25 protein-coding genes are annotated in these 26,953 nt (G+C 26.7%); 12 read left to right on the forward strand and 13 right to left on the reverse strand.

The window, feature by feature from the left end:
* Nucleotides 1-6 precede the first annotated feature (6 nt).
* Nucleotides 7-543, reverse strand: coding sequence for a 5-formyltetrahydrofolate cyclo-ligase (locus CRU94_RS08255; protein WP_129106310.1), 537 nt, complete (start codon nucleotides 541-543; stop codon nucleotides 7-9).
* Between the two features lie 59 nt (nucleotides 544-602).
* On the opposite strand from CRU94_RS08255, the gene CRU94_RS08260 reads away from it, so the two are divergent.
* From CRU94_RS08260 to CRU94_RS08270, 3 genes are read left to right on the forward strand one after another with little or no spacing between them, the layout of a single operon-like run.
* A complete protein-coding gene (locus CRU94_RS08260) occupies nucleotides 603-1,142 on the forward strand; it encodes a TlpA family protein disulfide reductase (RefSeq protein WP_129106311.1) in 540 nt (179 codons plus the stop codon).
* 1 nt (nucleotide 1,143) lies between these two features.
* Complete coding sequence (gene ftsY / locus CRU94_RS08265; protein ID WP_129106312.1) at nucleotides 1,144-2,070, forward strand: signal recognition particle-docking protein FtsY; 927 nt, start codon at nucleotides 1,144-1,146, stop codon at nucleotides 2,068-2,070.
* Nucleotides 2,071-2,079: 9 nt separating this feature from the next.
* Complete coding sequence (locus CRU94_RS08270; protein ID WP_129106313.1) at nucleotides 2,080-2,961, forward strand: hypothetical protein; 882 nt, start codon at nucleotides 2,080-2,082, stop codon at nucleotides 2,959-2,961.
* 7 nt (nucleotides 2,962-2,968) lie between these two features.
* On the opposite strand, the gene CRU94_RS08275 is transcribed toward CRU94_RS08270, so the two are convergent.
* Nucleotides 2,969-3,529: a YqiA/YcfP family alpha/beta fold hydrolase gene (locus tag CRU94_RS08275; protein WP_129106314.1), complete on the reverse strand. Its 561-nt coding sequence runs from the start codon at nucleotides 3,527-3,529 to the stop codon at nucleotides 2,969-2,971.
* 114 nt (nucleotides 3,530-3,643) lie between these two features.
* Between CRU94_RS08275 and radA the strand changes: the two genes are divergently transcribed.
* Entirely contained in the window at nucleotides 3,644-4,993 is a 1,350-nt protein-coding gene (gene radA / locus CRU94_RS08280; protein ID WP_129106315.1) for a DNA repair protein RadA, read from the forward strand.
* 9 nt (nucleotides 4,994-5,002) lie between these two features.
* Here radA and CRU94_RS08285 read toward each other — a convergent pair whose 3' ends face one another.
* Both CRU94_RS08285 and CRU94_RS08290 read right to left on the reverse strand, forming a co-directional pair.
* Nucleotides 5,003-6,097 carry a DUF475 domain-containing protein gene (locus tag CRU94_RS08285; protein WP_129106316.1) on the reverse strand — a complete coding sequence of 365 codons (1,095 nt, stop codon included), beginning with the start codon at nucleotides 6,095-6,097 and terminating at the stop codon, nucleotides 5,003-5,005.
* Between the two features lie 48 nt (nucleotides 6,098-6,145).
* Nucleotides 6,146-7,411 carry a Y-family DNA polymerase gene (locus CRU94_RS08290; protein ID WP_129106317.1) on the reverse strand — a complete coding sequence of 422 codons (1,266 nt, stop codon included), beginning with the start codon at nucleotides 7,409-7,411 and terminating at the stop codon, nucleotides 6,146-6,148.
* Nucleotides 7,412-7,531: 120 nt separating this feature from the next.
* Between CRU94_RS08290 and CRU94_RS08295 the strand changes: the two genes are divergently transcribed.
* Nucleotides 7,532-9,544: a TonB-dependent receptor gene (locus tag CRU94_RS08295; protein WP_129106318.1), complete on the forward strand. Its 2,013-nt coding sequence runs from the start codon at nucleotides 7,532-7,534 to the stop codon at nucleotides 9,542-9,544.
* 19 nt (nucleotides 9,545-9,563) lie between these two features.
* Here CRU94_RS08295 and CRU94_RS08300 read toward each other — a convergent pair whose 3' ends face one another.
* The 3 genes from CRU94_RS08300 to CRU94_RS08310 are packed head-to-tail and all read right to left on the reverse strand — an operon-like array spanning nucleotide 9,564 to nucleotide 11,479.
* Nucleotides 9,564-10,418, reverse strand: a complete 855-nt coding sequence (locus CRU94_RS08300) for a sensor histidine kinase (protein WP_129106319.1) — start codon at nucleotides 10,416-10,418, stop codon at nucleotides 9,564-9,566.
* Nucleotides 10,408-11,073, reverse strand: a complete 666-nt coding sequence (locus CRU94_RS08305) for a response regulator transcription factor (RefSeq protein WP_129106320.1) — start codon at nucleotides 11,071-11,073, stop codon at nucleotides 10,408-10,410. Before CRU94_RS08305 ends, CRU94_RS08300 begins: the two co-directional genes overlap by 11 nt.
* A gap of 1 nt (nucleotide 11,074) precedes the next feature.
* Entirely contained in the window at nucleotides 11,075-11,479 is a 405-nt protein-coding gene (locus tag CRU94_RS08310; protein WP_258237435.1) for a hypothetical protein, read from the reverse strand.
* Between the two features lie 68 nt (nucleotides 11,480-11,547).
* Between CRU94_RS08310 and CRU94_RS08315 the strand changes: the two genes are divergently transcribed.
* Both CRU94_RS08315 and CRU94_RS08320 read left to right on the forward strand, forming a co-directional pair.
* Nucleotides 11,548-13,311, forward strand: coding sequence for a Na/Pi cotransporter family protein (locus tag CRU94_RS08315; RefSeq protein WP_129106321.1), 1,764 nt, complete (start codon nucleotides 11,548-11,550; stop codon nucleotides 13,309-13,311).
* On the forward strand, nucleotides 13,298-13,537 hold the full coding sequence (locus tag CRU94_RS08320; RefSeq protein WP_129106322.1) for a hypothetical protein: 240 nt from the start codon (nucleotides 13,298-13,300) through the stop codon (nucleotides 13,535-13,537). The genes CRU94_RS08315 and CRU94_RS08320 overlap by 14 nt, the downstream gene beginning before the upstream one ends.
* 19 nt (nucleotides 13,538-13,556) lie before the next feature.
* Here CRU94_RS08320 and brnQ read toward each other — a convergent pair whose 3' ends face one another.
* From brnQ to pgeF, 5 genes are all read right to left on the reverse strand, one after another.
* The gene (gene brnQ / locus CRU94_RS08325; protein WP_129106323.1) at nucleotides 13,557-14,849 is read right to left on the reverse strand and encodes a branched-chain amino acid transport system II carrier protein; all 1,293 of its coding nucleotides are present in this window, start codon (nucleotides 14,847-14,849) and stop codon (nucleotides 13,557-13,559) included.
* A gap of 2 nt (nucleotides 14,850-14,851) precedes the next feature.
* On the reverse strand, nucleotides 14,852-15,322 hold the full coding sequence (locus CRU94_RS08330; RefSeq protein ID WP_129106324.1) for a tRNA (cytidine(34)-2'-O)-methyltransferase: 471 nt from the start codon (nucleotides 15,320-15,322) through the stop codon (nucleotides 14,852-14,854).
* A complete protein-coding gene (gene purU, locus CRU94_RS08335; protein WP_129106325.1) occupies nucleotides 15,322-16,155 on the reverse strand; it encodes a formyltetrahydrofolate deformylase in 834 nt (277 codons plus the stop codon). Before purU ends, CRU94_RS08330 begins: the two co-directional genes overlap by 1 nt.
* A gap of 10 nt (nucleotides 16,156-16,165) precedes the next feature.
* Nucleotides 16,166-17,419: a malic enzyme-like NAD(P)-binding protein gene (locus tag CRU94_RS08340; RefSeq protein ID WP_129106326.1), complete on the reverse strand. Its 1,254-nt coding sequence runs from the start codon at nucleotides 17,417-17,419 to the stop codon at nucleotides 16,166-16,168.
* A 63-nt stretch (nucleotides 17,420-17,482) separates the two neighbouring features.
* Nucleotides 17,483-18,151 carry a peptidoglycan editing factor PgeF gene (gene pgeF, locus CRU94_RS08345; RefSeq protein ID WP_129106327.1) on the reverse strand — a complete coding sequence of 223 codons (669 nt, stop codon included), beginning with the start codon at nucleotides 18,149-18,151 and terminating at the stop codon, nucleotides 17,483-17,485.
* Between the two features lie 60 nt (nucleotides 18,152-18,211).
* Between pgeF and CRU94_RS08350 the strand changes: the two genes are divergently transcribed.
* The 5 genes from CRU94_RS08350 to CRU94_RS08370 are packed head-to-tail and all read left to right on the forward strand — an operon-like array spanning nucleotide 18,212 to nucleotide 21,820.
* Complete coding sequence (locus tag CRU94_RS08350; RefSeq protein ID WP_129106328.1) at nucleotides 18,212-18,823, forward strand: class I SAM-dependent methyltransferase; 612 nt, start codon at nucleotides 18,212-18,214, stop codon at nucleotides 18,821-18,823.
* 4 nt (nucleotides 18,824-18,827) lie between these two features.
* On the forward strand, nucleotides 18,828-19,619 hold the full coding sequence (locus tag CRU94_RS08355; protein ID WP_129106329.1) for a shikimate dehydrogenase: 792 nt from the start codon (nucleotides 18,828-18,830) through the stop codon (nucleotides 19,617-19,619).
* A gap of 18 nt (nucleotides 19,620-19,637) precedes the next feature.
* A complete protein-coding gene (gene fliK / locus CRU94_RS08360; protein WP_129106330.1) occupies nucleotides 19,638-20,591 on the forward strand; it encodes a flagellar hook-length control protein FliK in 954 nt (317 codons plus the stop codon).
* A 3-nt stretch (nucleotides 20,592-20,594) separates the two neighbouring features.
* Nucleotides 20,595-20,876, forward strand: a complete 282-nt coding sequence (locus CRU94_RS08365; RefSeq protein WP_375153677.1) for an EscU/YscU/HrcU family type III secretion system export apparatus switch protein — start codon at nucleotides 20,595-20,597, stop codon at nucleotides 20,874-20,876.
* Nucleotides 20,873-21,820: a hypothetical protein gene (locus CRU94_RS08370; RefSeq protein WP_129106332.1), complete on the forward strand. Its 948-nt coding sequence runs from the start codon at nucleotides 20,873-20,875 to the stop codon at nucleotides 21,818-21,820. The genes CRU94_RS08365 and CRU94_RS08370 overlap by 4 nt, the downstream gene beginning before the upstream one ends.
* A 12-nt stretch (nucleotides 21,821-21,832) precedes the next feature.
* Here the strand turns inward: CRU94_RS08370 and CRU94_RS08375 are convergent, their stop codons facing one another.
* Nucleotides 21,833-26,605 (reverse strand): RecQ family ATP-dependent DNA helicase, encoded by a 4,773-nt coding sequence (locus CRU94_RS08375; protein ID WP_129106333.1) that lies wholly within the window; start codon nucleotides 26,603-26,605, stop codon nucleotides 21,833-21,835.
* Nucleotides 26,606-26,953: the final 348 nt, after the last annotated feature.

Raw genomic sequence — 26,953 nt, forward strand, 5'->3', positions numbered from 1 at the left:
TTTAACCTACCCAGTAATTATATAATCTGCTTGTATATCGTAATTATCACTTAAAATCTCTTCACTTTTACAAAGTACTAATTGAGTAAATATTATTGTAGGTTTATAATCTAATCTATCAAAAAATCTATCATACATACCTTTTCCAAAACCAATTCTTTTATTGAGTTTATCAACACCAACTATTGGAACAACTGCCAAATCTATTTTTGGTGGTTTTATAAATGAATTGTTTGGCTCTTTTATGTTGAAGCTTTTTTTATTTAAAGGTAACCTATACTTTACAATTTTAAAGCTATCTTCAAACATATAAGGGACATAAATATTTTTTCTATTCATTCTTAGCTCTTGAATTAAAGGCTTAATATCTACCTCTAAATCTAAAGGCAAATAGAGCATTATATTGTTTGCATTATATTTTTTGATAATTTTTTTTAAATTATTAACAACTAATTTACTTTTTGAGTATCTTGAATTTTGTGCAATAGATTTTAATCTTTTTAAACACAACTTTCTAAAACTGCTCTTTTGATTTGTTATCATTTAAGCCTCTCTTAGGTAAAATCACTACCTAATTAACAATTTTACCTAAAGGAATTGAAATGAAGTTTAAAATTTTATCTATTTTTATAATTTTTATATCAATATTTTTTACAGCATGTGAGAATAAACCAAAAGAGGAGATTAAAAAAGTTGAGGAGTTAAAAAAATACTCTTTAAAAACTACAGATAACTCTACAATTAATATAACTATAAAAGATAATAAAATTTTATTAGAAAATAGCGACAATAAGATAGTTCTTTTAAACTTCTTTACTACATGGTGTCCAGCTTGTAAGGCTCAATTTTCAAATTTAGTAAAACTACAAGATACATTTCAAAATGATATTATTATAATTGGAATTTTACTTGAAGATTTAAAATCAGATGAAGAGCTTCTTCAATTTATTACAAAGTATGATATAAACCATCCTATTACAAACTCTTCAAATGGAATTGAGTTAGCAAAAGAGTTAGGTGGAATAAAAGCAATTCCAAAACTTTTTATTTTGGATAAAGAGGGTAATATATTTGAAACAATTACAGGAATAGCTCCAACAGAGATGTTAGATATTAAAATTAAAAAATTATTAGAGAGATAAAATGTTTGGATTTTTAAAAAAAGATAAAAATAGTTTAACAGAAACTGAAAATAAAAGCTTTTTAGCTAAAGCTTTAGATAAAACCTTTTCATCTATAAAAACTATTGTTCCACAAAAAAAAGAGAAGATTAGTTTTGAAGATATTGAAGAGCTTTTAATAGAAGCTGATGTTGAGTATGAGATTATTGAAAAAGCTATGAATGGACTTCCAGCTATGATTTCAAGAAAAGAGCTAAGACATAGACTTGTAATGCTTTTTGAACATAGCGTTGATGTTGATTTTACAAAATTTGAAAAACCTTTTGTAAGACTTATAATTGGGGTTAATGGAGCTGGTAAAACTACAACTATTGCTAAACTTGCTGCTAGATTAAAAAAAGATGGAAAGAGTGTTATTTTAGGAGCTGGAGATACATTTAGAGCAGCTGCAATTGAGCAATTAAGCTCTTGGGCAAACAGACTTGATATTCCAATAATCAAAACAAAGCAAGGTCACGATTCAAGTGCTGTTGCATTTGATACAATAAATTCAGCAATCTCAAGAGGTATTGATAATGTAATAATTGATACAGCAGGAAGGCTTCAAACACAAACAAATCTAAACAATGAGTTGAAAAAAATAGTTAGAATTTGTGAAAAAGCACTAAACAACAAACCATTTTTAAAAATCATGATTCTTGATGGAACACAAGGAAACAGTGCCATAGCTCAAGCAAAAGCTTTTAATGAGATGGTAAAAGTTGATGGGATTATTGTTACAAAACTTGATGGAACAGCAAAAGGTGGAGCACTATTTTCAATATCAAACCAACTAGAACTTCCAATTTTTTATATAGGAGTTGGAGAGAAAGAGGATGATTTAATTGAATTTAGTGCTGATTCATTTGTTGATAGTTTGCTTGATGAGATATATTTAAAAGAAGAATAAGGGGAAGTTATGAAAAAACAAAAAAAAGTTAAGGGGTTTTTTGAAGATTTACTACTAATATCTTTAATTTTAGTAGTTATTTATGCAATCTATTTTTTTGTTTTTAAAGATAACAATGAAACCAAAGAGCCTGTTACAACTGCTGTTTCAAAAGAGAATAGATTTTTTAAAAATCTATATGAAGAGATAAAAGAGTCTTTATTTACAGATATTCAAACTCAAGAAAAAATTGAGCTAAGAAATATTCAAACTAGACATAATATTGAAGAGTTAAATTCCAATAACAACTACTTAAACTACTCAAGAGAAAAAATATTATCAATTAGAAATGAAGATATTTCAAATAAAGAAATTTCAGAAGAGTTAGAAGAAGAGAGTTTAATTGAAGAAGAGTTAAATAAAGAGATCTCTAATAGTGATTTTAACTCTTTAGAAAAAGAGGATATAACTCAAAGATTAGAAGAAAAAGCTGAAGTTGTTGAAGAAACAAAGTTAAGTGAAGATACACAAGAGCAAAAAAATAAAGATGATGAGATATCTTTTAACATAATAGAAAATGAAGAGCAAAAAAAAGTTCCTAAAAACTACAAAAGAGATGAAAATAGCATTGATGTAAAAAAATCTAGTGAACTATTTACTAATTTTAGAAATAAAGTTTATGAAAATATCAAAAAGAATATCCCATCTTCTACTTTAGAAAAAGGTAAACATGTAAATATTCGAGTAACTATCTTAAAAGATGGTGGATATGAGGAATTAATTTTTGTAGATGGTAGCATTTATAATTATGATATGATAAAAGAGCAGATACAAAATGTTTTTCCTCTTGAAATTGATGAGAGTATAAAAGGAATTTTTCCAAGATACTATAGAATGAAAATAAACTTTTAATAAGATTTTACTCTAAAAAACTCTCTATCTTTTGAAAATATTTACCTATATTTTCAAAAGAGTGATTACCACCCTCTTCTACTATTAAATTTGTATTTTTTAAAATATTTTCTGCAATTTTATAATCCAAAACTTCATCACCACTTTGCAAAAGAGTAAAGATATTTTTAGGATTTTTAAGCTCTTCTATTTCATAATCTTTTAAAGAGTCTATGTGCTCTTTCGTAAATTCAAACTTTGAACCATCAAAATAGTTTTTTATATAGTTTGCACCTTCATAGCGACTTAAACTATTTAGAGGTTTTATTGCTGGATTTATTAAAACAGCTTTTAAATTATACTTATTTGCTAAATATAGTGAATAGTATCCACCCAAAGATGAACCAATTAAATGAACATTTTGATTTAATCTTAAAAAAGCCTCAATTATTTGTTCTAAATTATTAATTGCTAATTTTGGAATAGTAGGAAGTGAAGGGTGTATTAAATCATCTTTAAAATACTCTTTAAACTCTAATGCTTTTTTTCCAAAACCTGAGCTTGAAAAACCATGAATATATAAAATCATATTAAACCTTAAAAAAATTTACAAATTGTACTAAGAATAAGATTACACTTTGCAATATTTTTACTCTTTTTAAAATATTTTCGATAGAATCACTCAAATTTTAAAAGGTTTTTTATGGCAAAGAAAAAAAATACACTATTTGAGTGTCAACATTGTGGTGAGCAATCTAGCAAGTGGCTTGGAAAATGTCCAAATTGTGACTCTTGGGATAGTTTTTTAGAACTAAATGCAGATCAACAAGAGGTATTAAAACAGACTATTAAAGCAAGCAGTGAAGCTTCAAAAGCAAGACCAATTACAGATATAAAGCAAGATGATGTAGAAAGATTCTCATCTTTTAACTATGAGTTTGATTTGGTTTTAGGAGGTGGTGTTGTTCCTGGAAGTTTAACACTTATTGGTGGAAGCCCAGGAGTTGGAAAATCAACGCTTTTATTAAAAGTAGCTGGAAGTATTGCCAAAAGTGGTAAAAAAGTACTTTATGTATCAGGAGAAGAGAGTGCTGGTCAGATAAAATTAAGAGCAAATAGACTTGATGCAAATAGCGAAAACTTATTTTTACTTAGTGAAATAAAACTTGAAGAGATTATGGATGAGTTACTAAGAGAGAACTATGAAGTGTGTATAATTGACTCTATTCAAACAATATACTCAAGCCTTTTAAACTCAAGCCCTGGAAGTGTTTCACAGGTTCGAGAGATTACTTTTGAGCTTATGAGAAAAGCAAAAGAGTCAAATATTGCTATGTTTATAATTGGACATATCACAAAAGATGGAAGTATTGCAGGACCTAGAGTTTTGGAGCATATGGTTGATACTGTTTTATACTTTGAAGGAGAAGCTAGCAGGGAAATTAGAATGCTAAGAGGCTTTAAAAATAGATTTGGAAGTACAAGTGAAATTGGAATTTTTGAAATGACTGCTGAGGGACTTATAAGTGCTAAAGATATTGCTAGTAAATTTTTTGATAAAAATAAAAGCCAAAGTGGTTCAAGCTTAACAGTCTCTATGGAGGGAAGTCGTGCAATTATTCTTGAAGTTCAAGCACTTGTAACAGAGAGTACCTATCCAAATCCAAAAAGAAGTGCAACAGGATTTGATGCAAATAGACTTACTATGCTTTTGGCACTTTTAGAGAAAAAACTAGATTTACCACTAAACAACTATGATGTTTTTGTAAATATTAGTGGTGGAATAAAAATTAAAGAGAGCAGTGCTGATTTAGCTGTAATTGCCTCAATTATAAGCTCTTTTAGAAATAGACCTATTTCAAAAGAGTCTGTATTTATTGGAGAGGTTAGCTTAACAGGTGAGATAAAAGATGTTTACTCTTTGGATATAAGACTAAAAGAGGCAAGTGCTCAAGGAATTAAAAAAGCTGTTGTTGCTCAAAAAATAAAACAGGATTTAGGAATAAAAGTTTTTGCAGTTGATGAAGTATCAAAAATGATAGAGTTGTTTTAACTAGCGACTCTATTTGTGGTCGCTAGTGCTATTTTCATTGTCTAAAATAAACTCTTTGTTTTTATAAATTGAGTGCATAAATGCTAAAGATATTGGAACTATTGCAAAAGTTGTAATTAGCATTGGTGGTAGATGATAAAAAATCTGTATTAACATAGATAAAGATAGAAGTCCAATTGACCACATAGCTCCGTGTTCTAAATAGATATATTTAGCGACAACATCTTTTTCTACCATATAAATTGTAAGACTTCGTACAGCCATCGCTCCAACTCCAAGTCCAAGCATAATAATTATAACATTTTGAGTAATAGCAAAAGCCCCTAAAACACCATCAAGTGAGAAGCTCATATCTATCATCTCTAAATACATAAATGAGATAAATCCACCACTTAACTCTGTAATTTTAGTATCTCTACTCTTGTGATTTTCACTTCTTAACTCTATAAAACCTTTTAGAAGTTCAAGCAAATAAAAAGCAATAACACCAACAATCATTGGAACTAAAATCTCTAGTTTATTTATAGTTACCAATTTTTCACCCATAACAACTTCATTTGGTGCTATATAAGTAATTGCTAACATTAAAAACATAACAAACAAAGCTTTAATATCACCAACTTTTGATAACTTAACAGCAATATTTTCAATATATTTAATCCAATGAACATCTTTATTCTCATCAAAAATAAACTTTAAAAATAGCATCAATAAAAACATTCCACCAAAAGACATAATTATATGATGAGAGCTTTGGATGATTTTTTCATACTCACTTGGATTATTAATTGCTAAATTAAAAGAGTCAACAAGTCCCATTGAAGTAGAGAAATATACAATTAAAATAGGAAATACAAATCTAACACCAAAAACAGCAATAATCATACCCCAAATAAGAAATCTTTTTCTCCAAACAACTGCCATTGTTGCTAAAATTGTTGCATTTACAACAGCATTATCAAAAGATAGACTAAGCTCCAAAACTGATAAAATAGTACCTTGATATAGTGCAAAAAATCCACCATACAGATATAATAAAATAGAAGCTACAAACCAAACTGCAAAAAGACCATAAAAATATGAAATTATAGGTTTTTGTTTCAAACTTATTCCTTGAAATTTTTTGTGATTGTATCGAAAAAAGAATCTATTTTAGATTATCTCTGAACCATTTTTTACAATATCAACTCCAAACTTCTCTCTTAAGCTTTGAAGTTTATTAGTTAATTTCTCTTTTTTTAAATCATCTTCATACTCAAAAAGATTATATGTATGACTATTTTGTTTTGCAAAATTAAATACACTTATATAAAGTTGCACAACTCTATAATTTCTATGTATATCTGCTTTTAAAAATAGTTCTTGCATAGAGTTTTTAAAATCAAATTCATTAAAAATTGTATTTGTATTTAATTGTGATTTTGATTTTGTATTGTACTCATATCTTATTTGCAACTGATATGACAAAGGATTATAACCCTCTTTATTTACAATAAAACTAAGGTATCTGCTTAAAATCATAACTCTTCTTTTAAGTTCATCTCTACTTAAAATTGGATCAAAACTTCTTCCAATTCCAAGGGATTTTCTCTCTTTATTTATTGTTAAACTATTATCTCTAATTCCACAAACTCTATTGTATGTATCAATTCCAACTTTACCCCAAGAGTAAAAAAGAGTTCTGTTTTTTCTAATATCTCCTAAAGTTTTAATATTATAACCATATAGTTTTTCAACAAAAGATTTTCCAATACCTGTAAATTTTGATATTTCAATATCTTTTGTGAAATTTTCTATATCATTTTGTTTTAAAACTTTAATTCCATTTGGTTTTGCAAAATCTGTCATAAGTTTTGATAGATATTTTGTTGGTGCAACTCCAATAGAAACTGGAAGATCCAACTCTTTTTCAATTTTTTCTTTTAATTTTTTAGCAAAATAAAAAGCCTCATCCTCTTTTATATATCCACTTAAATCTCCAAAAAACTCATCTATTGAAAATTGCTCAATTAGTGGAATTTCAAGCTCTAAAAGATTTTTTAAATTATTTGACAAATTATCATATAACTCAAAATTTGGTTTTATCATTTTTAATTTTGGACAAACCCTTAATGCCTCATTTACACTCATGGCTGTTTTTACTCCATAAGCTCTTGCTTCATAAGATGCAGTTGTTATAATTCCTCTAATCTTTCCATTTTCATCTACAAAATAGTCTCTATCTTCAACAGTTGAACTATCTAAAATCTTACTTGAAAAACTAGCACGGTTTGTTGCAACTTTTCTATGAACCCTTTTATTTGAAAAAATATCAACATTACTCTTTCCTCCAACCGCAACTGGAATATTTAATAGAGTTTTATCAATAGTTCTATGAGCAGAGACAAAGTAGCAATCTAAATCAAGGTGAATAAACATGGTGGAATTTTACTATATTGTGCATAAATAGAACTATTTATAAAATTTGCTCATTAATTAATAGAAAATTAACACCTCTTTGCAATACTTCACAAAATTTATTTCAAAAAGGGAAAATTTATGAAAAAGATTATTACTTTATCTTTTGGTTTAGCTGCAATTTTAAGTGCCAATGAAGCTCTTAAATTAGAGCAGGTAAATATTGTTGAGAAATCAAACTCAAAACTTATAAAAAATATTAGTAGTGAAGAGTTAAAAAGTGCTGATTTAGCTGAAGCTTTAATGAAAAACTCTGCAAATATCTCAATTGTAAGAAGAAATGGTATCGCAAATGATATTATATTAAGAGGGCAAAAAAAAGATAATATTAATATCTTAATTGATGGTGCAAAAATATATGGTGCTTGTCCAAATAGAATGGATCCACCAACTTCTCATGTAGTTACAAATAATATTAAAAGTGTAAAGATTATTGAAGGTCCTTATGATGTTGAAAATTTTGGAACTTTAAGTGGAGTTGTAAAAGTTGAAACAAAAGATCCAAAAGAGGGATTTCATGGTGAGTTGAACTTAAATGCTGGAAGTTTTAACTATAAAAAAGCAAGTGCAACTATTGAGGGTGGAAATGATAAAGTAAAAGCTCTTATTTCTGCTTCAACAGAAGAGAGTAAAGCATATAAAGATGGAAATGGTGATAACTTTTTAGAACAACAGAAAAAAAGAGGAGTTCCTCTTGCAACTCAATATAAAAGTGATGATATAGATGCATTTGAAAAAGATAGTTTTTTGTCAAAACTACAATTTAATATTACAGATGATCAAGATTTAAAACTATCATATAGTGCAAATAGAAGTGATGGTATTTTGTATCCAGCTGGTCCTATGGATGCTGATTGGGATGATAGTGATATTTATACTTTAGGATATACAATAAGAGAGTTAGGAAGTTTTTCTAAAGAGTTAAATTTAGACTATTACTACTCAAAAGTAGATCACCCTATGAGTGGAAAATTAAGAGTTGGTAATGGAACTTCATATATGACAAACCACTTAAAAACTTCAGTTTGGGGAGCTACAGTTAAAAACTCTTTAGAAGTTAGTGATAGTTTAATTACTCTTGGTCTTGATACAAGTGTAAGAAACTGGAGAGGTTCTATGTATACAACAATCATTGCTTCAGGAGCAATAATTGAAAGACCTTACAATAATCGTATGTATGATACAGATACTACAAATAAAGCAGTTTTTACAAAATTTGAAAAATCTATTGGAAACTTAGATATTGAAGCTGGTTTAAGATATGACAATACAAATATAGATACACAAAGACCAAATGTGGATGATAAAAAATATACAGGAATAAATGGATATTTGTTTACAGCATATAATTTTGATGAGCAAAGTAAAGTTTTTGCAGGTATTGGAAAATCTTCAAGAGTTCCAGATGCTAGAGAATTATATCAACTTGGTAGCAAACCTAGCTCTTTTACAGAAAGTGATTCAATAGCTACTTCTAAATCAAATCCAAACTTAGATCAAACAAAAAATTATGAAGTCGATTTAGGATTTGAAAAAACTATTGGAAACTTTAATATTAAACCAAGAATATTTTACTCTGAGTTAAAAGATTATATCTATAATAGTTTAAAATTTGAAAATATTGATGCAAAAATTTATGGAGCAGATTTAAGTGGATATTACTACTTTACAGATGATTTATCACTTGATTTTGCACTTGCTTATTTAAGAGGGAAAAAAGATGGGAAATATACAGGAAATGATAAAGATTTAGCAGAAATTCCACCACTTAAAGCAAATTTTGCTTTAAACTATGAGTATAAAAAAGCAAAATTTAAAGCAGAAGTAATTGCTGTTGATAGATGGGATAGCTATGATGCAAGTGCAAAAGAGCAGGAAATTGCTGGATATGCACTTATGAATTTAAAATATACTCAAGAGTTATTTAAACACTTTGAAGTAACTTTAGGAGTTGATAACTTATTTGACAAAGTTTATAACTCAACAAATACTTATCAAGATGTAAATTATGTAAAAACTGGAGCAAATAAAGACCAAATTCTATTTAATGACCCAGGAAGATATGGTTATATAAATTTAAAATATAGTTTCTAAGATTTTAAACAAGCCAATTTTAGGCTTGTTTAACTATGTTTTTAAGATTTAAACTTATTTTTACACCATCTTCAATATTATTTATATTTATAGCAACTCTATTTCTATCACAATACTCTTTTACAACTGCAAGTCCAATTCCATGACCAATATTTGAAGAGTCTTCTTGAAAAAATCTATCAAAAACTAGCATTAAATTTTTTGCATCAATTTTTTCACCTCTATTAAAAATAGATAAGATATTTTCATTTAAATCAATTTTTATATATGGATTTTTCTTATCATTATATTTAATTGCATTTGATATAAGATTATCTAAAACTATCAAAAAACCCTTATAATCGCTATATAAACTAAGCTCTTTTAAGTTTAAATCTATCTTTGTATCTTTTTTTATATCTTCAAATTTATCTAAAGTTTTATTTATAGATTCAAGAAGATAAAACTCCTCACTATCTATATTTTCAAGAACTTTTTGAAACTCATACTCCATATTTTTGTAAAGTTCAAACAAACTATCATTTGCTTTTTCAATTCTCTCAACTCTTTGAAGTGTTTTTTCATCACTTACACTTTTTTTTAGTAGTTGAGTATTTATTTTAATAGTTGAAGTTGGAATATTTAACTCATGAAGAGTGTTTTTTATACTATTTTTCAAGCTCTCATCGCTTGTTAAAAGTGATTTTAAAATCTTTTTTGAAAATATTAAAAATAAAATTGAACCTAAAAGTGATAAAAAAAGGGTAAAAACAATACTATTTTGTAAAAAATCAAACCTAATAGTTAAAAAAGAGTTTAAAAATAGTATTAAAAGAAGTAAAAAAAATATTAATATAAAATTTGATAGATGAAAAAAGAGTCTTTTAAAGTTCAAATTTATATCCAACACCTTTTATATTTTTTATCACATCCTCTTTTGTTTCAAAAATATTTTTAATCTGATTTATATAGACTCTTACCGCACCTTCACTGTGAGTTTGATCTTTGCTATAGAGTCTTGAAAAAATCATCTCTTTTGTAACAATTTTATTTCTATTTTCAATAAAAAGCTCAAGTAGCTCTAAAACTTTTGAAGGAAGATTTAAATCTTCATTATCTTTATAGACTCTTTTATCCTCTTGATTAAAGTATAGATTATCTTCTAAAATAACTTTTGAAAAACCTTTGTTTTCTCTTCTTAAAATAGCTCTTAATCTCAAATTTAACTCATCTAAATCAACAGGTTTTTTTATATAATCATCACATCCAGATATAAAACCATTTTTTAATGTATCTTTATCTTTATATGAAGTTAAAAAAATACAAGGTGTGTTGTCATTGCTCTGTCTTAACATCTTTAAAGTTTCAAGTCCATTTAGTTTTGGAACATTTATATCAAACAGATATAGGTCATAATTTTTTGAGTATGTATATGAAAATACCTCTTCTGAATCTTTTGCAATATCAACTTCAAAATTTTCACAATTTAAAAAATCCTCTATACTAGATGCAAATAAAGAGTCATCCTCTAAAATCAAAATATTATACATACTATCTTTTCTTATCTTTAGTTTTTTGTCTTGCAAGTTTTTTGTACTTGTTTTGTATCTGTTTTCTATCTTTTATCTCTTGTTTTACATCGTACTCATCGGCACTTTTTAATCCACTTCTTTTTTCAATAGGTATTTTTCCTTTTAATTTTGGATTTAATCTAAAAAACTCATCCAAATCAATCTCAAAAATATCACCTTTGTTGTGTAGTTCTGCTTTTTTAGGGTAGCTTATAATATAACACTCTTCAAAGTTTTTATTAATCTTTCCACCATAAGATAAGATAGAGAAAATATTATATTTTTTAATTATAAAAAGCATAAAAAATATTAAAAAAATATATATTGAAATATCAACTGAACTCATCTTTATCCACTCTTTTAATTTTAGTTTAAATAGTATCAAAAAACTGCTTATTAATTAATTTTTAGCTACAATCCGCTTTATTTTTAAATATACTTCAGGGGGCTTGATTGGTAAAAAATATCTCTATGAGTTTAGGGTTTTTACTTCTTGGTTATGTAGTAATCACTTATGAAAACTTTACTGTACTTTTAAGTGGAATTGCCATTTTTATTATTGGTATGTTCTTTATGCAAGATGGTTTTAAACAACTATCTGGAGGTCTTTTAGAGAGACTTCTACAAAAGTTTACTTATAATAGTTTTTATGCAATTGCAACTGGTCTTGTGGCAACTTCAATAGTTCAAAGTTCAACTATAACAACACTTCTTACAATCTCTTTTGTGGGTGCTGAGTTAATTACTTTAGTTCAAGGAATTGGAGTAATATTTGGTTCAAACCTTGGAAGTACAACAACAGCTTGGATAGTTTCAAGTTTGGGAGTTGATGTTAAAATCTCAGCTTACGCATTTCCTATGCTTGTATTTGGTGTAATTTTAAGATTTTTTAAAACAAACTCATTTAAAGGGACTGGAAATGTTCTTTTAGGACTTGGTTTTATCTTCTTAGGAATTGCATATATGAAAGATGGATTTGATGTAATTAAAGATCAAATTGATTTAGCTAGTTATGCAATGGATGGTTATGCTGGGATTTTATTATATATTTTAATAGGTCTTTTTGTAACAATTGTTATTCAATCAAGTGCAGCAACTTTGGCAATTGTTATTACAGCTTTAAATGCGGATAGTATTTCATATATAAATGCTCTATCTTTAGCAATTGGAGCAAATCTTGGTACAGTTTTAACAGCAGTTGTTGCATCTCTTACTTCAACTCAAGATGCAAAAAGAGTTGCTGGTTCGCATGTTATTTTTAACTTTGTAACAGCTTCTATTATTACTATTTTTATCTACCAATTTAAAGATTTTGTTGATTTAATTGCTCCATATTTTGGAATTAGTGATGATAACTATGGAATGAAACTTGCACTATTTCACACTCTATTTAGTTTGGTTGGTATTTTGGTTCTATCTCCTTTTATACCATCTATGGCAAGATTTTTAGAGAGAATTCTTCCTCAAAAAGTTTCATCTGCTTCAAAACCAAAATTCTTAACTCCTATTGTTTTAGAAAGTCCAGATGCTGCTTTAGTATCTATTAAAAAAGAGATAATAAATCTTTATGAAAATTGTCAAAAAGCAATACTTCACGCACTTAGTCTTCACACAACTGGACTTAATAAAGAGACTTTAGCAGTTCAACTAAACAAAGAGTTCACTGTAATTGATACAAATATCGATGAGATTTATCAAACAAATTTAAAATCTTTATATAGTGAAATTATAAAATACTCATCACTTGCTCAAACAAATATGTTTGATTTCCAACAAAAAGAGGCTGGAGAGCTTAAAAGAGCGGCTTCTTTAATCGTTGAAGTTTTAAAAGATACAAGAGATATTCAAAAAAATGTAAACTTCTATTTAAAAAGTAGAAATAGCTTTATTAAAGAGGAGTATAATATCTTAAGAAAAGAGCTTGCAGAGATTTTAATAGATATTGATACTCTTAAATCTTTGGAAGATGATTCAGAGCAACTAACTCAATTTGAGTTTATAAAATCTGAATTGGTACAAAATGATTTAGCAAGTAGTGAAGAGATTGATGCACTTATTAGAGAGGATAAAATCAAATCAACAATGGCAACTTCATATATGAATGATAGTGCAACTGGTTACTCTATTCAGAAAAAACTTGTTGAAGTTGCTAGTATTTTATTTTTAAATAGTGAACTTATCAAAAAAATTAGTGAGGTAAAAAATGAAACTAAGTAAAATTATAGATAAGATAAAAAAGTATCTTAAAAAAGATAGATTAAAAAACTCTCACGAAGAGAGAATAAGTGAGATTGTTGAGAATCTAAAATTAAGAAAAGAGAAGATAAAACTTGAAATAAGTGAACTTAAAGATTATGATTTAAAAAAGAGTATAGAGCTTGAGAAGAAACTAAAAGCTATTAATATTCTTATTAAAAAGAGTGAATCTTTAATATCTAAATAAAAAAAAGTGAAACTCTATCTTAAGAGTTTCGCTTTTTATCTTTTACAAAATATCCTACAAATAAAAATATAGCTGCTGGAATAATCCAAGCTAAACCTTCATTATAAAATGGTATTTTTTGCATAAACTCAAAATTAAAATATGAGTTTGAAATAAGCTCAAAAATAGAGTAGAAAATGGTTGCAAAACTTGTAAATTTATAGATATTTTGATTTGTAATATATTTATCAAAAAAAGTTAAAAAAACCAAAACAATAACTGCTGGATATACTATAAATAAAATTGGAGCCGCAAAATTTATAATATTTTCTAAACCAATATTTGTAATAAATATTGCAAATATTGATGTTAAAACAACTAACTGTTTATAGCTAAACCTACCACTACTTATTTTTGAAAAATACTCAGCTGTAACACTAACAAGCGCAGCTCCTGTTGTAAAACAAGCTAAAAATACAACAAATGCTAAAACAATTGATGCACTACTTCCAAAAAGATTATATATGATTAAATTTAGTAGTTTTACTTTTTCAATATCAGATTCATATAAAGAGCTTGTAGTTGCTCCTAAATATGCTAAACCAAAATATACAAGCATAATTCCAAAAGCGGCTATTATTGAAGCATTTGAAACAACTTTAAATGTCGTTTTATTATCGCTATAACCTTTTGATTTTAAAATCTTAACAACAATAATTCCAAAAGCTAAAGCTGCCAACATATCAAGTGTTTGATAACCCAAAATCAATCCATCAAAAAATAGAGTATCATTTTTATCATTTTCTACAATATCTCCTAAAGGTGTAACTACTCCTTTAATAATAAGAACAAGCAAAGATATAAATAGTAAAGGAGATAAAACTTTCCCCAAAATCTCTATCATACTACTTGGTTTTAATGTAAAAAATAGAATAAGCCCAAAATAAAAAATTGAAGTTATTATCGAATTTAGACTACTATCTCCAAAATATGGAATTATAAGCATCTCATAAGTAACAGCTCCTGTTCTTGGAAGTGCGATTAACGGACCTATGCACAATATTACTATTGCCATTAAAATCTTACCATTTGTTTTTCCAAGTTTTGAAGTAAGATTATCAACATTTCCACCTGCTTTTAATAAAGCAAACATAGCAATTGTAGCAAATCCAATATCAGCTAAAAAGTATGCAAAAAAGGATATCTTCCAATCACTTGCACTAATTAATCCTAAATATGGAGGAAAAATCACATTTCCAGCCCCAAAATACATAGAAAATATTGCAAATCCTAAAATTAAACTATCTTTATAGATACTATTTTGTCTTATCATATTTAACTTATCTCAAAAAAGTTGTAATTTTGTCTTAGAGCTTCATAAGTTATTATTGATACACTATTTGCAAGATTTAAGCTTCTTGCCTTATTTGTCATTGGAATTGTAATTAAACTATTCTTTGCTTTTTTCAATATCTCTTCTGGAAGTCCAGCATCCTCTCTTCCAAAATAGAAATAATCCCCTACTTCAAATTTTTCCTCAAAATATAATTTTTTTGTCTTTGTTGTTGCTAAAAAATGTCTTGATGAAAGAGGATTTTTTTGCCAAAAATCATCAATATTTTCATACTCAAAAACCTCTAAATCAAACCAATAATCAAGCCCTGCTCGTCTTACCTCTTTTTCTGTAATATCACCAAATCCATAAGGTTTTATTAGATGTAATTTACAATTTAATGCAAATGCTAATCTTCCAATAGTTCCAACATTTCCAGGAATTCTTGGCTCATGAAGTACAATATTAAACATTATAAAATCACCGTTTTATTTTTGAATACAAAAACCCTATCATTTAAAAGAAGTTCAAAAGCATTTGAAAGTACTACTTTTTCAACATCTCTTCCAGCATTTCTCATATCTTCCCAAGAGTAAGTGTGATCAACTCTTACAACATCTTGATAAATAATTGGTCCCTCATCTAAATCATTTGTTACAAAGTGAGCTGTTGCACCAATAATTTTAACTCCTCTATCAAAGGCTTGTTTATATGGATTTGCACCTATAAACGCTGGTAAAAATGAGTGGTGAATATTTAAAACTTTACCTTCATAATGTTCAACAAAATTTGGTGTTAAAATTCTCATATATTTTGCTAAAACGATTAACTCTGGATTAAACTCATCTATTTTTGATTTTAAAAGCTCTTCGTGTTGCTCTTTTGATAGATTATCTGCACTAATACAGAAAAATGGAATATCAAACTTCTCAACTAAATTTCTTAAATCCTCATGATTTGCAATTACAGCTTTTATATTTGCATTTAACTCATTTGAGATATATTTTATAAGTAAATCACCTAAAACATGAGCCTCTTTTGTAGCTAGTAGTACAACATCTTTTTTTGTCTTTTTATTTAAAGTTATTTGAGAACCTTGTGGTAAAACCTCTTTTAACTCTTTTAATAAAATATTTGAAGATACATTTCCAGATATTAAACTTCTCATAAAGAAATTTTTTGTTTGGGGATCTACATATTCAGCATTTGTATCAATATTTAAATTATTTGCAAAAAGAACTTTTGAGATATTATAAATAAGTCCTTTTGCATCATTTGTTGCAATTTTTAATATATATTGTTCCATATTTTCCATACTATTTTAAATTTTCAAGCTCTTTTTTGTATGCCTCAACATCAAATTTTTTAACTCTTGTAATTCCTAAATTAAAGGCTTCAAGAGCAACAGCTGATGATACTTCAGCTAATAATCTTTTATCAAAAGGAGTTGGAATAATATAATCTTTTCCAAAACTCAAATCTCCAAAAATATCTTTAACTTCTTGAGTTATTGGCTTTTTTGCTAAATTTGATATAGCTTTTGCAGCAGCTATTTTCATACTCATTGTAATCTTCATAGCTTGAACATCCAAAGCACCTCTAAATATAAACGGAAATCCTAATACATTATTTACTTGATTTGCAAAATCAGATCTTCCAGTTGCAGTTATTGCTTTTGGTTTTACACTTTTTACATCATCTGGAAATAGCTCAGGAGTTGGATTTGCAAGAGTAAATACAATTGGTTCATCACACATAAGCTCTATATGTTTTAGAGTAAAAGTTTTTGGTCTTGACAATCCTAAAACCATATCAGCATCTTTAAATGCATCTTCCATAGTCTCATAATTGCTTATAAACTCTTTTTTATATTGATTTAAATCATCTCTTTTATCATTTATTACACCTTTTGAATCACACATAATTAAATTTGTAATTCCAAGCTCTTTATACATTTTTGAACAAGCAATTGCAGCAGCCCCTGCTCCAACAACTACTACTTTTAAATCTTCAACTCTTTTATTTAAGATTTCACAAGCGTTTAAAAGTGCAGCACTTGTAATAATTGCCGTTCCGTGTTGATCATCATGCATAACAGGGATATCAAGCTCTTGAACTAATCTCTCTTCAATAGCAAAACACTCAGGTGCTTTTATATCTTCAAGATTAATTCCACCAAAAGTTGGACTAATTGCTTTTACAACATCACAAAATCTATCAATATCATCTTCATCTACCTCAATATCAAAAGAGTCAACCTTTGCAAACTCTTTAAATAGTACAGCTTTACCTTCCATAACAGGTTTTGATGCAAGTGCTCCTATATTTCCAAGACCTAAAACAGCAGTTCCATTTGAAATAACAGCTACAAGATTTCTTTTTGTTGTATATAAAAAAGCATCTTGTGGATTATTTTTTATCTCTTCACAAGCATAAGCAACTCCAGGAGTGTATGCAAGACTTAAATCATCTCTATTCTTAAAGCTCTTTGTTGTGTAAACACCAATTTTCCCAGCTCTATCATTTTTATGATAATCAAGAGCCAACTCTTTTGTAACTTTAAAACTCATATTTTCCCTCAATCTGTTTTTAATAAGCTAAGATAGTAGCAAAAAATAGCTTAATAGTGCCGTTTATTCAACCATTATAACAGCAGCAAACCTTCCACAATTTTTATCTTCTCTATATGAAAAATAGTCAAATCCACCACACTTTGTACAAATATCTGATACTTTTATATCTTCAACTCCTAAAGAGTTTAATTGAGCTTTATTTATTCCTTGTAAATCTATGTTCCTATCATTTACAAACTCTTTTCCAAAAGATGTTTCAACTATTTTTGCCATCTCAACACTTACTTCATAACAACACTTTTGAATAGATGCTCCTAAAATTGCTTTAATATCTTTTGGGTTTGAGTTAAATTTTTCAATAAAAAGTTTGGCTGTTTTTTTTGCTATTTGCAAAAATGTTGAGTTTCTTCCTGCATGAATAGCTGCAACTACACCTTTTTTTTCATCAAAAAGTATTATTGGAATACAATCTGCAACCATTACCATAAGAGGAAGATTTTTTCTATTTGTAATAATTGCATCACAACTATCAATTAATTTTGGACTTTTTTCATCTACAATTACAATATTATCACTATGTATTTGATTCATATAGACTAAATCCTCACCCTTAAAAGAGTGTTTTTTTGCTAAATTTTCTCTATTTTTTTCTACATTTTTTATATCATCACCAACATGAAATGCTAAGTTTCCATCACTTTTATTGCTAAAAAAATATCTTATGCTCATTTTGCTCTCTTAATTCACTTTTAGCTATAATCTTGCCTAAAATTAGTTTAAGGATAAGATTTGAGCAAATTTGATGATAGAGCTAAAGATTGGGATAAAAAGCAAACAACACTTGATAGAACAGAAGCTTGTATAGAAAATATTAGAAAAAATGTAGATTTAAAAAATGTAAAAAATATTTTAGAGTATGGTTGTGGAACTGGTCTTGTATCCTTTGCTTTAAAAAATAACTCAAATAAAGTTATTGGATTTGATAATTCAATTGGAATGGTAGAAGAGTTTAATAATAAAGCAAAACAGAGAGCCTTGGATAATATAAAAGCCTTTAAACACGATATAGAAAACGACAATATTGAAGAAAATAGTTTTGATTTAATAGTAACTTCAATGTCACTTCACCATATAAAAAATTTAGATATTTTTTTTAAAAAAGCCTATAAAGCTTTAAAAACTGGTGGAACTCTTTGTATAAATGATTTAGAAAAAGAGGATGGAACTTTTCATAAGAAATATAATAACGAAGGTGTTTATCACTTTGGATTTTCAAAAGAAGAGCTAGAAGATATCTGTTTTAAACTTGGTTTTTCTAATTTTATTTATGAGAGAGTTTTTGTTTTCAAAAGAGATTATGGAGATTTTCCACTATTTAATTTTTATGCTTTAAAGGTTTAAACTAATGAAAAAATTTGCAATATTTGGAAATCCTGTTATTCACTCAAAGTCACCTCAAATGCAAAATGCTGGTTTTAAGCACTTAAATATAAATGCAAACTATGAGAAGTTTTTGCTTGAAGATGGTGAAAAAATAAAAGAGGAGTTTATAAAAAATGGTTTTAGTGGAGCAAATATAACAGTTCCTCATAAAGAGTTTGCATACAAAATGGCAGATGAAGTTGTTGGAATTGCAAAAAAAATAGAGGCTGTAAACACTTATATTTTAGAAGATGGTAAGGTTTTAGCACACAATACAGATGCTCCTGGATTTTTAAAAGCTATAGAGGAGTTTAAAGATGTTAAAAAAGTTTTACTTTTAGGAGCTGGTGGAACTTCTAAAGCTATCTCTTTAGCTTTAAAAGAGAAAAACTACGATGTTACAGTTTTAAATAGAAGTGCAAATAAACTAGACTTTTTTAAAAACAATAATATAAAAGCCTACTCTTTTGATGATTTTAAAATTGAAAAATTTGATTTAGTTGTAAACTCAACAAGTGCAGGTTTAAAAGATGATTTGCTTCCAGCTCCTAAAGAGATTTTAGAAGCTGTTTTAAAATCAAGCTCTTATGCAGTTGATTGTATTTATGGGAAAGAGACACCATTTTTAAATTTAGCCAAAAGTTTAGGAAATGCTACTAAAGATGGAGAGGATATGTTACTTTTTCAAGGTGTTCTAGCTTTTGAACTATTTACAAAAACCAAGGCAAATGAAGCCTTAGTTGAAGCAATGAGAAAAGGTTTAAAAGGCTTATAGTTTCTGCTATAATCAAAAATGTTAATTTCAAATCAGTCAAACTTAAATATACTTTTATCAAACAATCAAGCACTACTAAATAAGATTTTAGATAGTAGTTTAGACAGTGAGCTAAAATCTCTTTTAACAAATCAAAATAGTGGTGCTGATGTTTTAAAGATTATAAAAGAGCTATTTTTGGCACTAAAAGATGGCTCAAAATCTGCTACAAATTTAGAAAATTTATTAAAAAATTTAAATTTTTCAAAAGAGTTGGGAAGTTTATCTTCAAATATATCTACACTTTTACAAAATCTACAAAGTGATGAGAGCTTATCAAATTTTAAAACACCTTTAGAAAATTTTCTAAAAAATTTCCAAAACATAGATGATCTAAATTTAAAAGAGCAGATAAAAAATAGTGGTATTTTTTTGGAAAACAAACTTTTAAATAGTTCAAAGTATAATTTTGATGATGATTTTAAGGCAAATTTACTAAAACTCCAAGAGGCTTTAACAAATAAAAGCGATGCAAAATCTCTTGAGAATTTAAAAATTGTAAATAATCTTTTAGCTCAAGTTGAACTAAATCAGCTTGGAAGCTTAGCTTCAAACTCAAATTTTGTTTTTATTCCATTTTTTTGGGATATGCTTGAAGATGGTTTTATTCAGATAAAACAGAAAGAGGAAGAGAAGTTTTTTTGTCAGATTAATCTGAATCTAAAAGATTTTGGAAAAGTTGATTTGATGCTATTTTTATATGATAAAAACAAACTTGATTTAACAATTTATGCACAAAGAGAGCATTTTAAAGTTGCTATTAAAGAGAATTTACAAACACTAAAAAAAGCTTTGAATAGTGTAGAGTTAATAGCTGTAAATGTAAAACTTCTTGATATGAAAGATGATAAAAAAGAGGATACTTTAGAGCAAAAGTATCAAAATTTTTATGAAGATAGTATATTTTCAAATCGTATTGATATAAAGGCATAAATATTGCAAAATAGTCAAAAAATCAAAAAAGCCGTTGCCCTAGAGTATGAACAAGGTATTGATAGTGCTCCAAAAGTTACAGCAAAAGCAAAGGGTGAAGGTGCAAAAAATATAATAAAAGTTGCACAAGAACACAATATTCCCATAAAAAAAGATGAGGATTTGGTTGAACTTTTAAGTCAAATTGATATAGACAAAGAGATTCCAGCTTCTATGTATAAAGCTGTTGCTGAAATTTTTGCATTTATATATGATTTATCAAATAAAAATAAGGATAAAAGATGATTTTAAAAAAGATTTTAATAGAGGATCAAAAAGAGTTATATAGACACAAAAACTATCTTTTAAGCCTTGGATTAAAGTTTGATAGCGTAAATAGAATCTACTCAAATAGTGAAGAGTTGGATTTTAATATTGAGTTTGAATTAGTAGAGTTTTTAAATAACAATAGTTTTGTTTACAAATTTGTTGAAGAGAAAATTGTAGATTTTAAAAAGCAAGTTAGTGCCAAATATGAATCTTTGCAAATTGATGATAAAAATATATTTATTCAAGAAAAACGAACAAATCAAAAACTCTATCTGATAAATATTGAGAAAAATAGATTAGCAATAATAGATTTAAAAAAAGCTATCTTAAAAACTTATAAACTCTCAAAAGATAGTTTAGAAAGTAGCTCATCTTTGGCTATTTTAACCTTAGAAACACTAGCAAGTAACCAAGAAGATTTTACTGAACTATTCTCTATTTTTGCAATTTTACAAAATCAAAGTAGCCAAGAGCTTCTATATTTAGACAAACTTAAAAAGTTTAAATATTTTTGTATTGCAAAAATTAAAGAGAAACAACAAGATATGTTTTTGTGCAACTGTGTAACTGGATTTTTTCCTGAAACTAAATTTTATATAAAAGGAAACCGAGTCTTTTCAGATTATACAAACTACTTTTTAACTTATGATCAAGAGATTAAAATATGGAAATATTTATATGATAATAAAAATTTAGTAGGAGTTTATAAAGAGCCAACTTTAAATGAGCTATTTATTGGAAGAAAAATCTATACAATTGATGAGTATGGAAACAAAGTTAAAAGATTAATAAAATTTGCTAAAGAGATAGAAAAAGATAAAATTGAGATTACTTTAAGTGATGGAATTCATTCAAAAAAGTTAGAAAATCTATTTTTAAAAGATGATTTATTAAAAAGAGTTATTGAGGCTAGAGATTAGCAAGCCTATAACTTACAAACTTCTTTCTAAAATTATTTTACAAAGAGGGTGTTTAACTCTCTTTTTATTCTCTCTATCATACCAAAACACCATATACTCTAGTAAACAAGATTTTAGTTTATATCCACCTTCAAATTTTTCAGATATTAGTTTATTAAATTTTTTTGAAAAAACTGCAATAATTTTATTATTATATTTTAAACAATATTCACTATCTTTTTTACCAATCTCTAATTCTACTTGTGCAAATAGATTATCTACTTTAGAATATTTTGTAAAATCATACCCTAGTTTTATATCAGATAGTGACATAATATGGGTAAATCTTTTACTGCTATTTATATACTCCTTATCATCATATATATAATTTACAAAATCTTTAACTTCACTTCTAAGTTTCTCTGTCTTTAATATATTTAATTCATTTTTTGCTCTAGTCATTCCTACATATAAAACTCTTTTATCTAAATCAATATTTTTAAAACCATTTGCTACTAAATATACTTTATCAAACTCCAAGCCTTTTGATTTATGAATTGTGGATACTATAATATTTCTTTTAAATCTTAAAAAATCCTCTAGTTTTAACTCTTCTAAATATGCTATCCACGAACCAATATTATAATCTTCTGTAAAATCATTTAAAAATCTATCAACAATCTCAAAAACTAATCCTAAATTATTAGAGTTGTTAAATCTCTCTTTTAATATCTTTAAACTTTTTTCAAAATGAATCTCTTTAAAACTAAATTTATCCTCTAAAAATGTTTGTAATACCTCATCAAAAAACACCATTTCTTCAATGTTTTTTAGTTTAAATTTATCTCTATCTATTATATATCTTGCTTCTATATTGTTCTCTTGAAGAAGAGAGTAAATATTAATTACATCTTCATTTGTTTTGGCTAATATTGCAATAGTTTGATTTTTATCTTCTAATTTAATCATATTTAACAAAGGAAGATCTAAATTAGTAGTTTTAAATCCAAATAGATTAACCAAGCCTTTATCTTTACTATTAGCATATAATGGATTTGTTTTATATCTATTTGATATTTGTGTTGAAAAACTATTTGTATATTTAACTATATTTTGTCTACTTCTAAAGTTACATAAAAGCTCATACTGTTTGTATGATGTATCATCTTCGATATCTCTAAACTCCTCTTTAAATTTATCTATAAACTCTACTCTTGAGCCATTAAACTCCATAATACACTGATCATCATCTCCGACTGCTATTACTTTCATATCATCATTTGACCTATAAATAGCCTTTATAAATTCAAAACTCTCTTCATTTATATCTTGATATTCATCTAATACCAATACAGCAATATGAGGAAGTAGTATTTTTCCTTCATTTATACCTTTGGTAGCCTCTTTGATTGACTCTTTTAAAATCTCTTCACTTCCATTTACAACTCTAGCTATTAATTTTAAAGCATAAGAGTGAAATGTCTGTATCTCTACATCATAAGATAACATTCCCATAAGTTCATACAATCTTGATTTAAACTCCAATTTGGCTGTTTTAGAAAATGTTAACATCATAAACTGTTCTGGTTTTATATCTTCTGTTAAAATTAAAGAGGCTATTTTATGTACTAATACTTTTGTTTTACCACTTCCTGGACCAGCTAAAATCATCATTGCTTTTGTAGTCGTATCTTTGATAATAAGTTTTTGATTACTCTGCATCTGTTCAAAAATTTTGTTATATCTTTTTTGTGTTATTGGTTTAGATATCTTCTCTTTTAATAATTTATATTTATCTTTAAAAAGTTCATAAGAGAGAGTAAAATAATCTGTTAAAAATTGTTTTGCTTTATAACTATCATCTTTTAATCTTTTTGCATATTCACCCATAATATGGATAGACTCAATTTTTGTTTGATAGTATGAATCTAATCTATTTTTATATTCATTCATTGTATATTTTCTTTTTGTTTGAGTTTTTTGCTCTTTTTTTATCTCCATTGGAGAGTAGTTTATAAATCTTCCTCTTAAAAGTTTTATTACATCTAAATGATGAAGATATAAAAGTGTTTTATCTATATCTTCAATTTTATATTGATTATTTAAAACTTCTTTTAGCTCTTGTAAAGAGAAAAATATCTCATTATTTTTTTCAAACTCTATGCTGTTATTAAAATATTTTAGAATATCATCTGAAATTTTATGATATTTATCTATTTTTAAAGTTATAGCTTCTTTATCTAAAAACTCAAAATGCCATAAATCTTGTTCTCTATTTAATCGTTTAAATATAAAATGGGATTTATCTATCCAAGCTTTAATAATAGATTTAATTAGCGTTGTACTATTATTATCTATCTTATTATTAACAAATAATAACTCATTTAAATCTCTAATTAATACTCTATTGTTAGATAAAGAGTCTAAATGTCGAAATATAAGTAACTCGATAGCTTTTATATTTTTAAATATCTCTAAACTATTTTTAAATATCTCTAAACTTAAATCTTTACTCTCACCTAATAATCCAAACTCTTTTAATCTATTAATTGCCACTATTAATGTTGTTTTATCATAACCTAAAAGATACGCCAACTCATCAACTTGAACAGCTTCAGGTTTTCCTCTGCCCAATATATTTTGCATAACTAAAATTAACTTCTGTTTATCATCTTCACTATAATTAGAATTCTCTAGCTTATCATGTAATTTTTCCATACTCTTTGAAGCAACAGAATCTGCAAAAAAGCTTGTTTTATTTCTTCCTCTATTTATATAACCCTCTCTTTCTAACTCAAGTAAAACTGTTTTTACTTTTGTTCTATAATCCTCTTTGTTATCTTCAACATCCCAACCAGCCTCTTTTGCTAGTTCAAATGATGTTTTATATAGAACTTCACCTTTTGATTTTTTTATTACCATAAAAATTGAGTTTATCTCACTAGCAGTTAGCTTAGTTCTAGTTAGTGTAGAAAAGTGTTTATCTAAATCATTTTCATCAAATAGTATTGGACAAGTTGCATTTAACTTTTCATCTCTTGCACCTCTTCCAGCCTCTTGTGAATAGTTTTCAAGACTATCTGAAATTTCATAGTGAATTACATTTGTAATATTTGGTTTATCTACACCCATACCAAAAGCTGTTGTTGCCACAATCACATCTATTTCATTATCTATGTACTCTTTTAAAATTTTCATTTTTTCTTGAGAATCTATTTTAGAGTGAAATGATTTTACAACTTTACCTGTATCTATTACTAACTTTTTTGCAATATCATCACATTTTGAAGTAGATGTAGGAATATATACTAAAGTTGAACCATTATGTGATTTTATTAAATTGAGTAGCTCATTATACTTATTCTGGCTATTTGTAGGAATTGATTTATATTGAAGATTTTTTCTCTCTGGAACAGCTAAATATTTTGACAGTTCAATATTTAATCCAGCATAGAAATAATTTTCAATATCTTTTATTACACTAGGTTTTGCAGTTGCAGTAAAACAAGATATTGGAATGTTTTTTTGATAGGGCTTCTCTTTTAATAAATCCTTTATAAATTCGCATATATAGTAATAATCTTGTCTAAAATCATTTCCCCAAGTAGATAAACAGTGTGCTTCGTCTATTACAAATCTCTCTATTAGTCTATTTTTTAGAATTTTAAATATAGTGTTTGATCTTAATGACTCTGGGGCAATATATAAAATATCTGCTTCACCATTAATCACTTTTTCAACTGCTTCATTTCTCTCTAATGGACTCATAAAGCCACTTATTGCAACAGCTTTATAGTTTGCAACTTTTTGTTGAAAAGATTTTATATGATCTTCAATCAAAGCTTGCAGTGGAGAGATTACAACTGTTAAACTTTTATATGCACTAGATTTTATGACAGCTGGAAGCCAGAAACAAAATGTCTTACCTCCACCTGTTGGCAAAATTGCTAAAAATGATTCATCATTTAATGAAGCTTCAACTATCTGTTTTTGTGAAATTGATTGACTATCTAATAAATTTGCATTTAATCTGGAAAATTCTCTAAAGCTAGAGATTCCAAATATCTCTTTTGAATAATCTAAAAGTCTATTTATAGAGTTTTTATTTGAGTAACATAATTTTTTTTGAATATCAACAATATGTGGATACGAAAATAGAATTTTAGGTGGATGAGATTTTATCTCAATATATGGTGTAATTAAAGCAATAATGTAAGCTAACTCAAATTTATTATTAGTAATCAACTCTTTTAAGTATTCAAAATCAACAATAGTTTTAAAATGCTCTTCTTTGATTAATAAAAATAGTCTATCTGAATCTATAAGTTCTAAACTATTATCAATTTGTATATACTCAAAAAAACCTTTGAAATATAAATTATCATATAAAAGAGAATAAAATATATTTTTTGTAGTATTTGGAAGTGTATGAAATCTCTCTAATATTTTGTTAAATAATATAGCAGTAATTTTGGAATCCTCTACAGGATTATTTTCAAAATTATCTTCACTTTTATAATCTTTAGGTAAGCTATGTAAGGTTTTTTCACTAAAAAATAGCAAAGATAGTGGCAAAGTATCTATAATACTATAAAAATTTTCTAAATTATGCAGTGTTGTATTTTTTAATACTTGTAAATCATAATCTATAAAGTTGTGTCCAACTATAAAATTTGATTTTATAGCAGATAAAAAATCAATAACTTCTTTAAGTGATGAAGTTTTTAACTCTAAATCTTTAAATACAAGACCTATTTCTGCTATTTTTTTACTATTTATATCAGCCTCAATATCAAAAAAAATCATAATTTTTCCCAATCTTTTTATTTATGAAATTTTGTCTTTTAAGGAGAATATATATAATAAATTTTAATAAAGTATAAAACTTTTGCCCCTTAACAGTTTTATCAAAATTAATTTCTAATTATTATACTTTAATTTACTTTATTATAGATTTTAAATAGCCTTTATACAAAGAGATAAAACTGGTTATGTTTTCGATACTTTAAAGTAATATTTTATTAATAATAAATGATAGAATAATAACAATTAGTATAACCTATTTCTATTTTTATATATCAATTGACATAATACTATCAATTATAATAAATATTTAAGGTTTATATATGCTAAATAAAAATTTAGATAAATTGA

The sequence above is a fragment of the Arcobacter sp. AHV-9/2010 genome, assembly GCF_004116575.1.
GTDB classification, from domain to species: Bacteria; Campylobacterota; Campylobacteria; order Campylobacterales; family Arcobacteraceae; genus Aliarcobacter; species Aliarcobacter skirrowii.

Bases quoted from the DNA above. Each gene is read 5' to 3' on its own strand.
- CRU94_RS08255 (WP_129106310.1), bottom strand. From the start codon at position 543: ATGATAACAAATCAAAAGAGCAGTTTTAGAAAGTTGTGTTTAAAAAGA.
- CRU94_RS08260 (WP_129106311.1), top strand. From the start codon at position 603: ATGAAGTTTAAAATTTTATCTATTTTTATAATTTTTATATCAATATTT.
- ftsY (WP_129106312.1), top strand. From the start codon at position 1,144: ATGTTTGGATTTTTAAAAAAAGATAAAAATAGTTTAACAGAAACTGAA.
- CRU94_RS08270 (WP_129106313.1), top strand. From the start codon at position 2,080: ATGAAAAAACAAAAAAAAGTTAAGGGGTTTTTTGAAGATTTACTACTA.
- CRU94_RS08275 (WP_129106314.1), bottom strand. From the start codon at position 3,529: ATGATTTTATATATTCATGGTTTTTCAAGCTCAGGTTTTGGAAAAAAA.
- radA (WP_129106315.1), top strand. From the start codon at position 3,644: ATGGCAAAGAAAAAAAATACACTATTTGAGTGTCAACATTGTGGTGAG.
- CRU94_RS08290 (WP_129106317.1), bottom strand. From the start codon at position 7,411: ATGTTTATTCACCTTGATTTAGATTGCTACTTTGTCTCTGCTCATAGA.
- CRU94_RS08295 (WP_129106318.1), top strand. From the start codon at position 7,532: ATGAAAAAGATTATTACTTTATCTTTTGGTTTAGCTGCAATTTTAAGT.
- CRU94_RS08305 (WP_129106320.1), bottom strand. From the start codon at position 11,073: ATGTATAATATTTTGATTTTAGAGGATGACTCTTTATTTGCATCTAGT.
- CRU94_RS08320 (WP_129106322.1), top strand. From the start codon at position 13,298: ATGAAACTAAGTAAAATTATAGATAAGATAAAAAAGTATCTTAAAAAA.
- brnQ (WP_129106323.1), bottom strand. From the start codon at position 14,849: ATGATAAGACAAAATAGTATCTATAAAGATAGTTTAATTTTAGGATTT.
- CRU94_RS08330 (WP_129106324.1), bottom strand. From the start codon at position 15,322: ATGTTTAATATTGTACTTCATGAGCCAAGAATTCCTGGAAATGTTGGA.
- purU (WP_129106325.1), bottom strand. From the start codon at position 16,155: ATGGAACAATATATATTAAAAATTGCAACAAATGATGCAAAAGGACTT.
- CRU94_RS08340 (WP_129106326.1), bottom strand. From the start codon at position 17,419: ATGAGTTTTAAAGTTACAAAAGAGTTGGCTCTTGATTATCATAAAAAT.
- pgeF (WP_129106327.1), bottom strand. From the start codon at position 18,151: ATGAGCATAAGATATTTTTTTAGCAATAAAAGTGATGGAAACTTAGCA.
- CRU94_RS08355 (WP_129106329.1), top strand. From the start codon at position 18,828: ATGAAAAAATTTGCAATATTTGGAAATCCTGTTATTCACTCAAAGTCA.
- fliK (WP_129106330.1), top strand. From the start codon at position 19,638: ATGTTAATTTCAAATCAGTCAAACTTAAATATACTTTTATCAAACAAT.
- CRU94_RS08370 (WP_129106332.1), top strand. From the start codon at position 20,873: ATGATTTTAAAAAAGATTTTAATAGAGGATCAAAAAGAGTTATATAGA.
- CRU94_RS08375 (WP_129106333.1), bottom strand. From the start codon at position 26,605: ATGATTTTTTTTGATATTGAGGCTGATATAAATAGTAAAAAAATAGCA.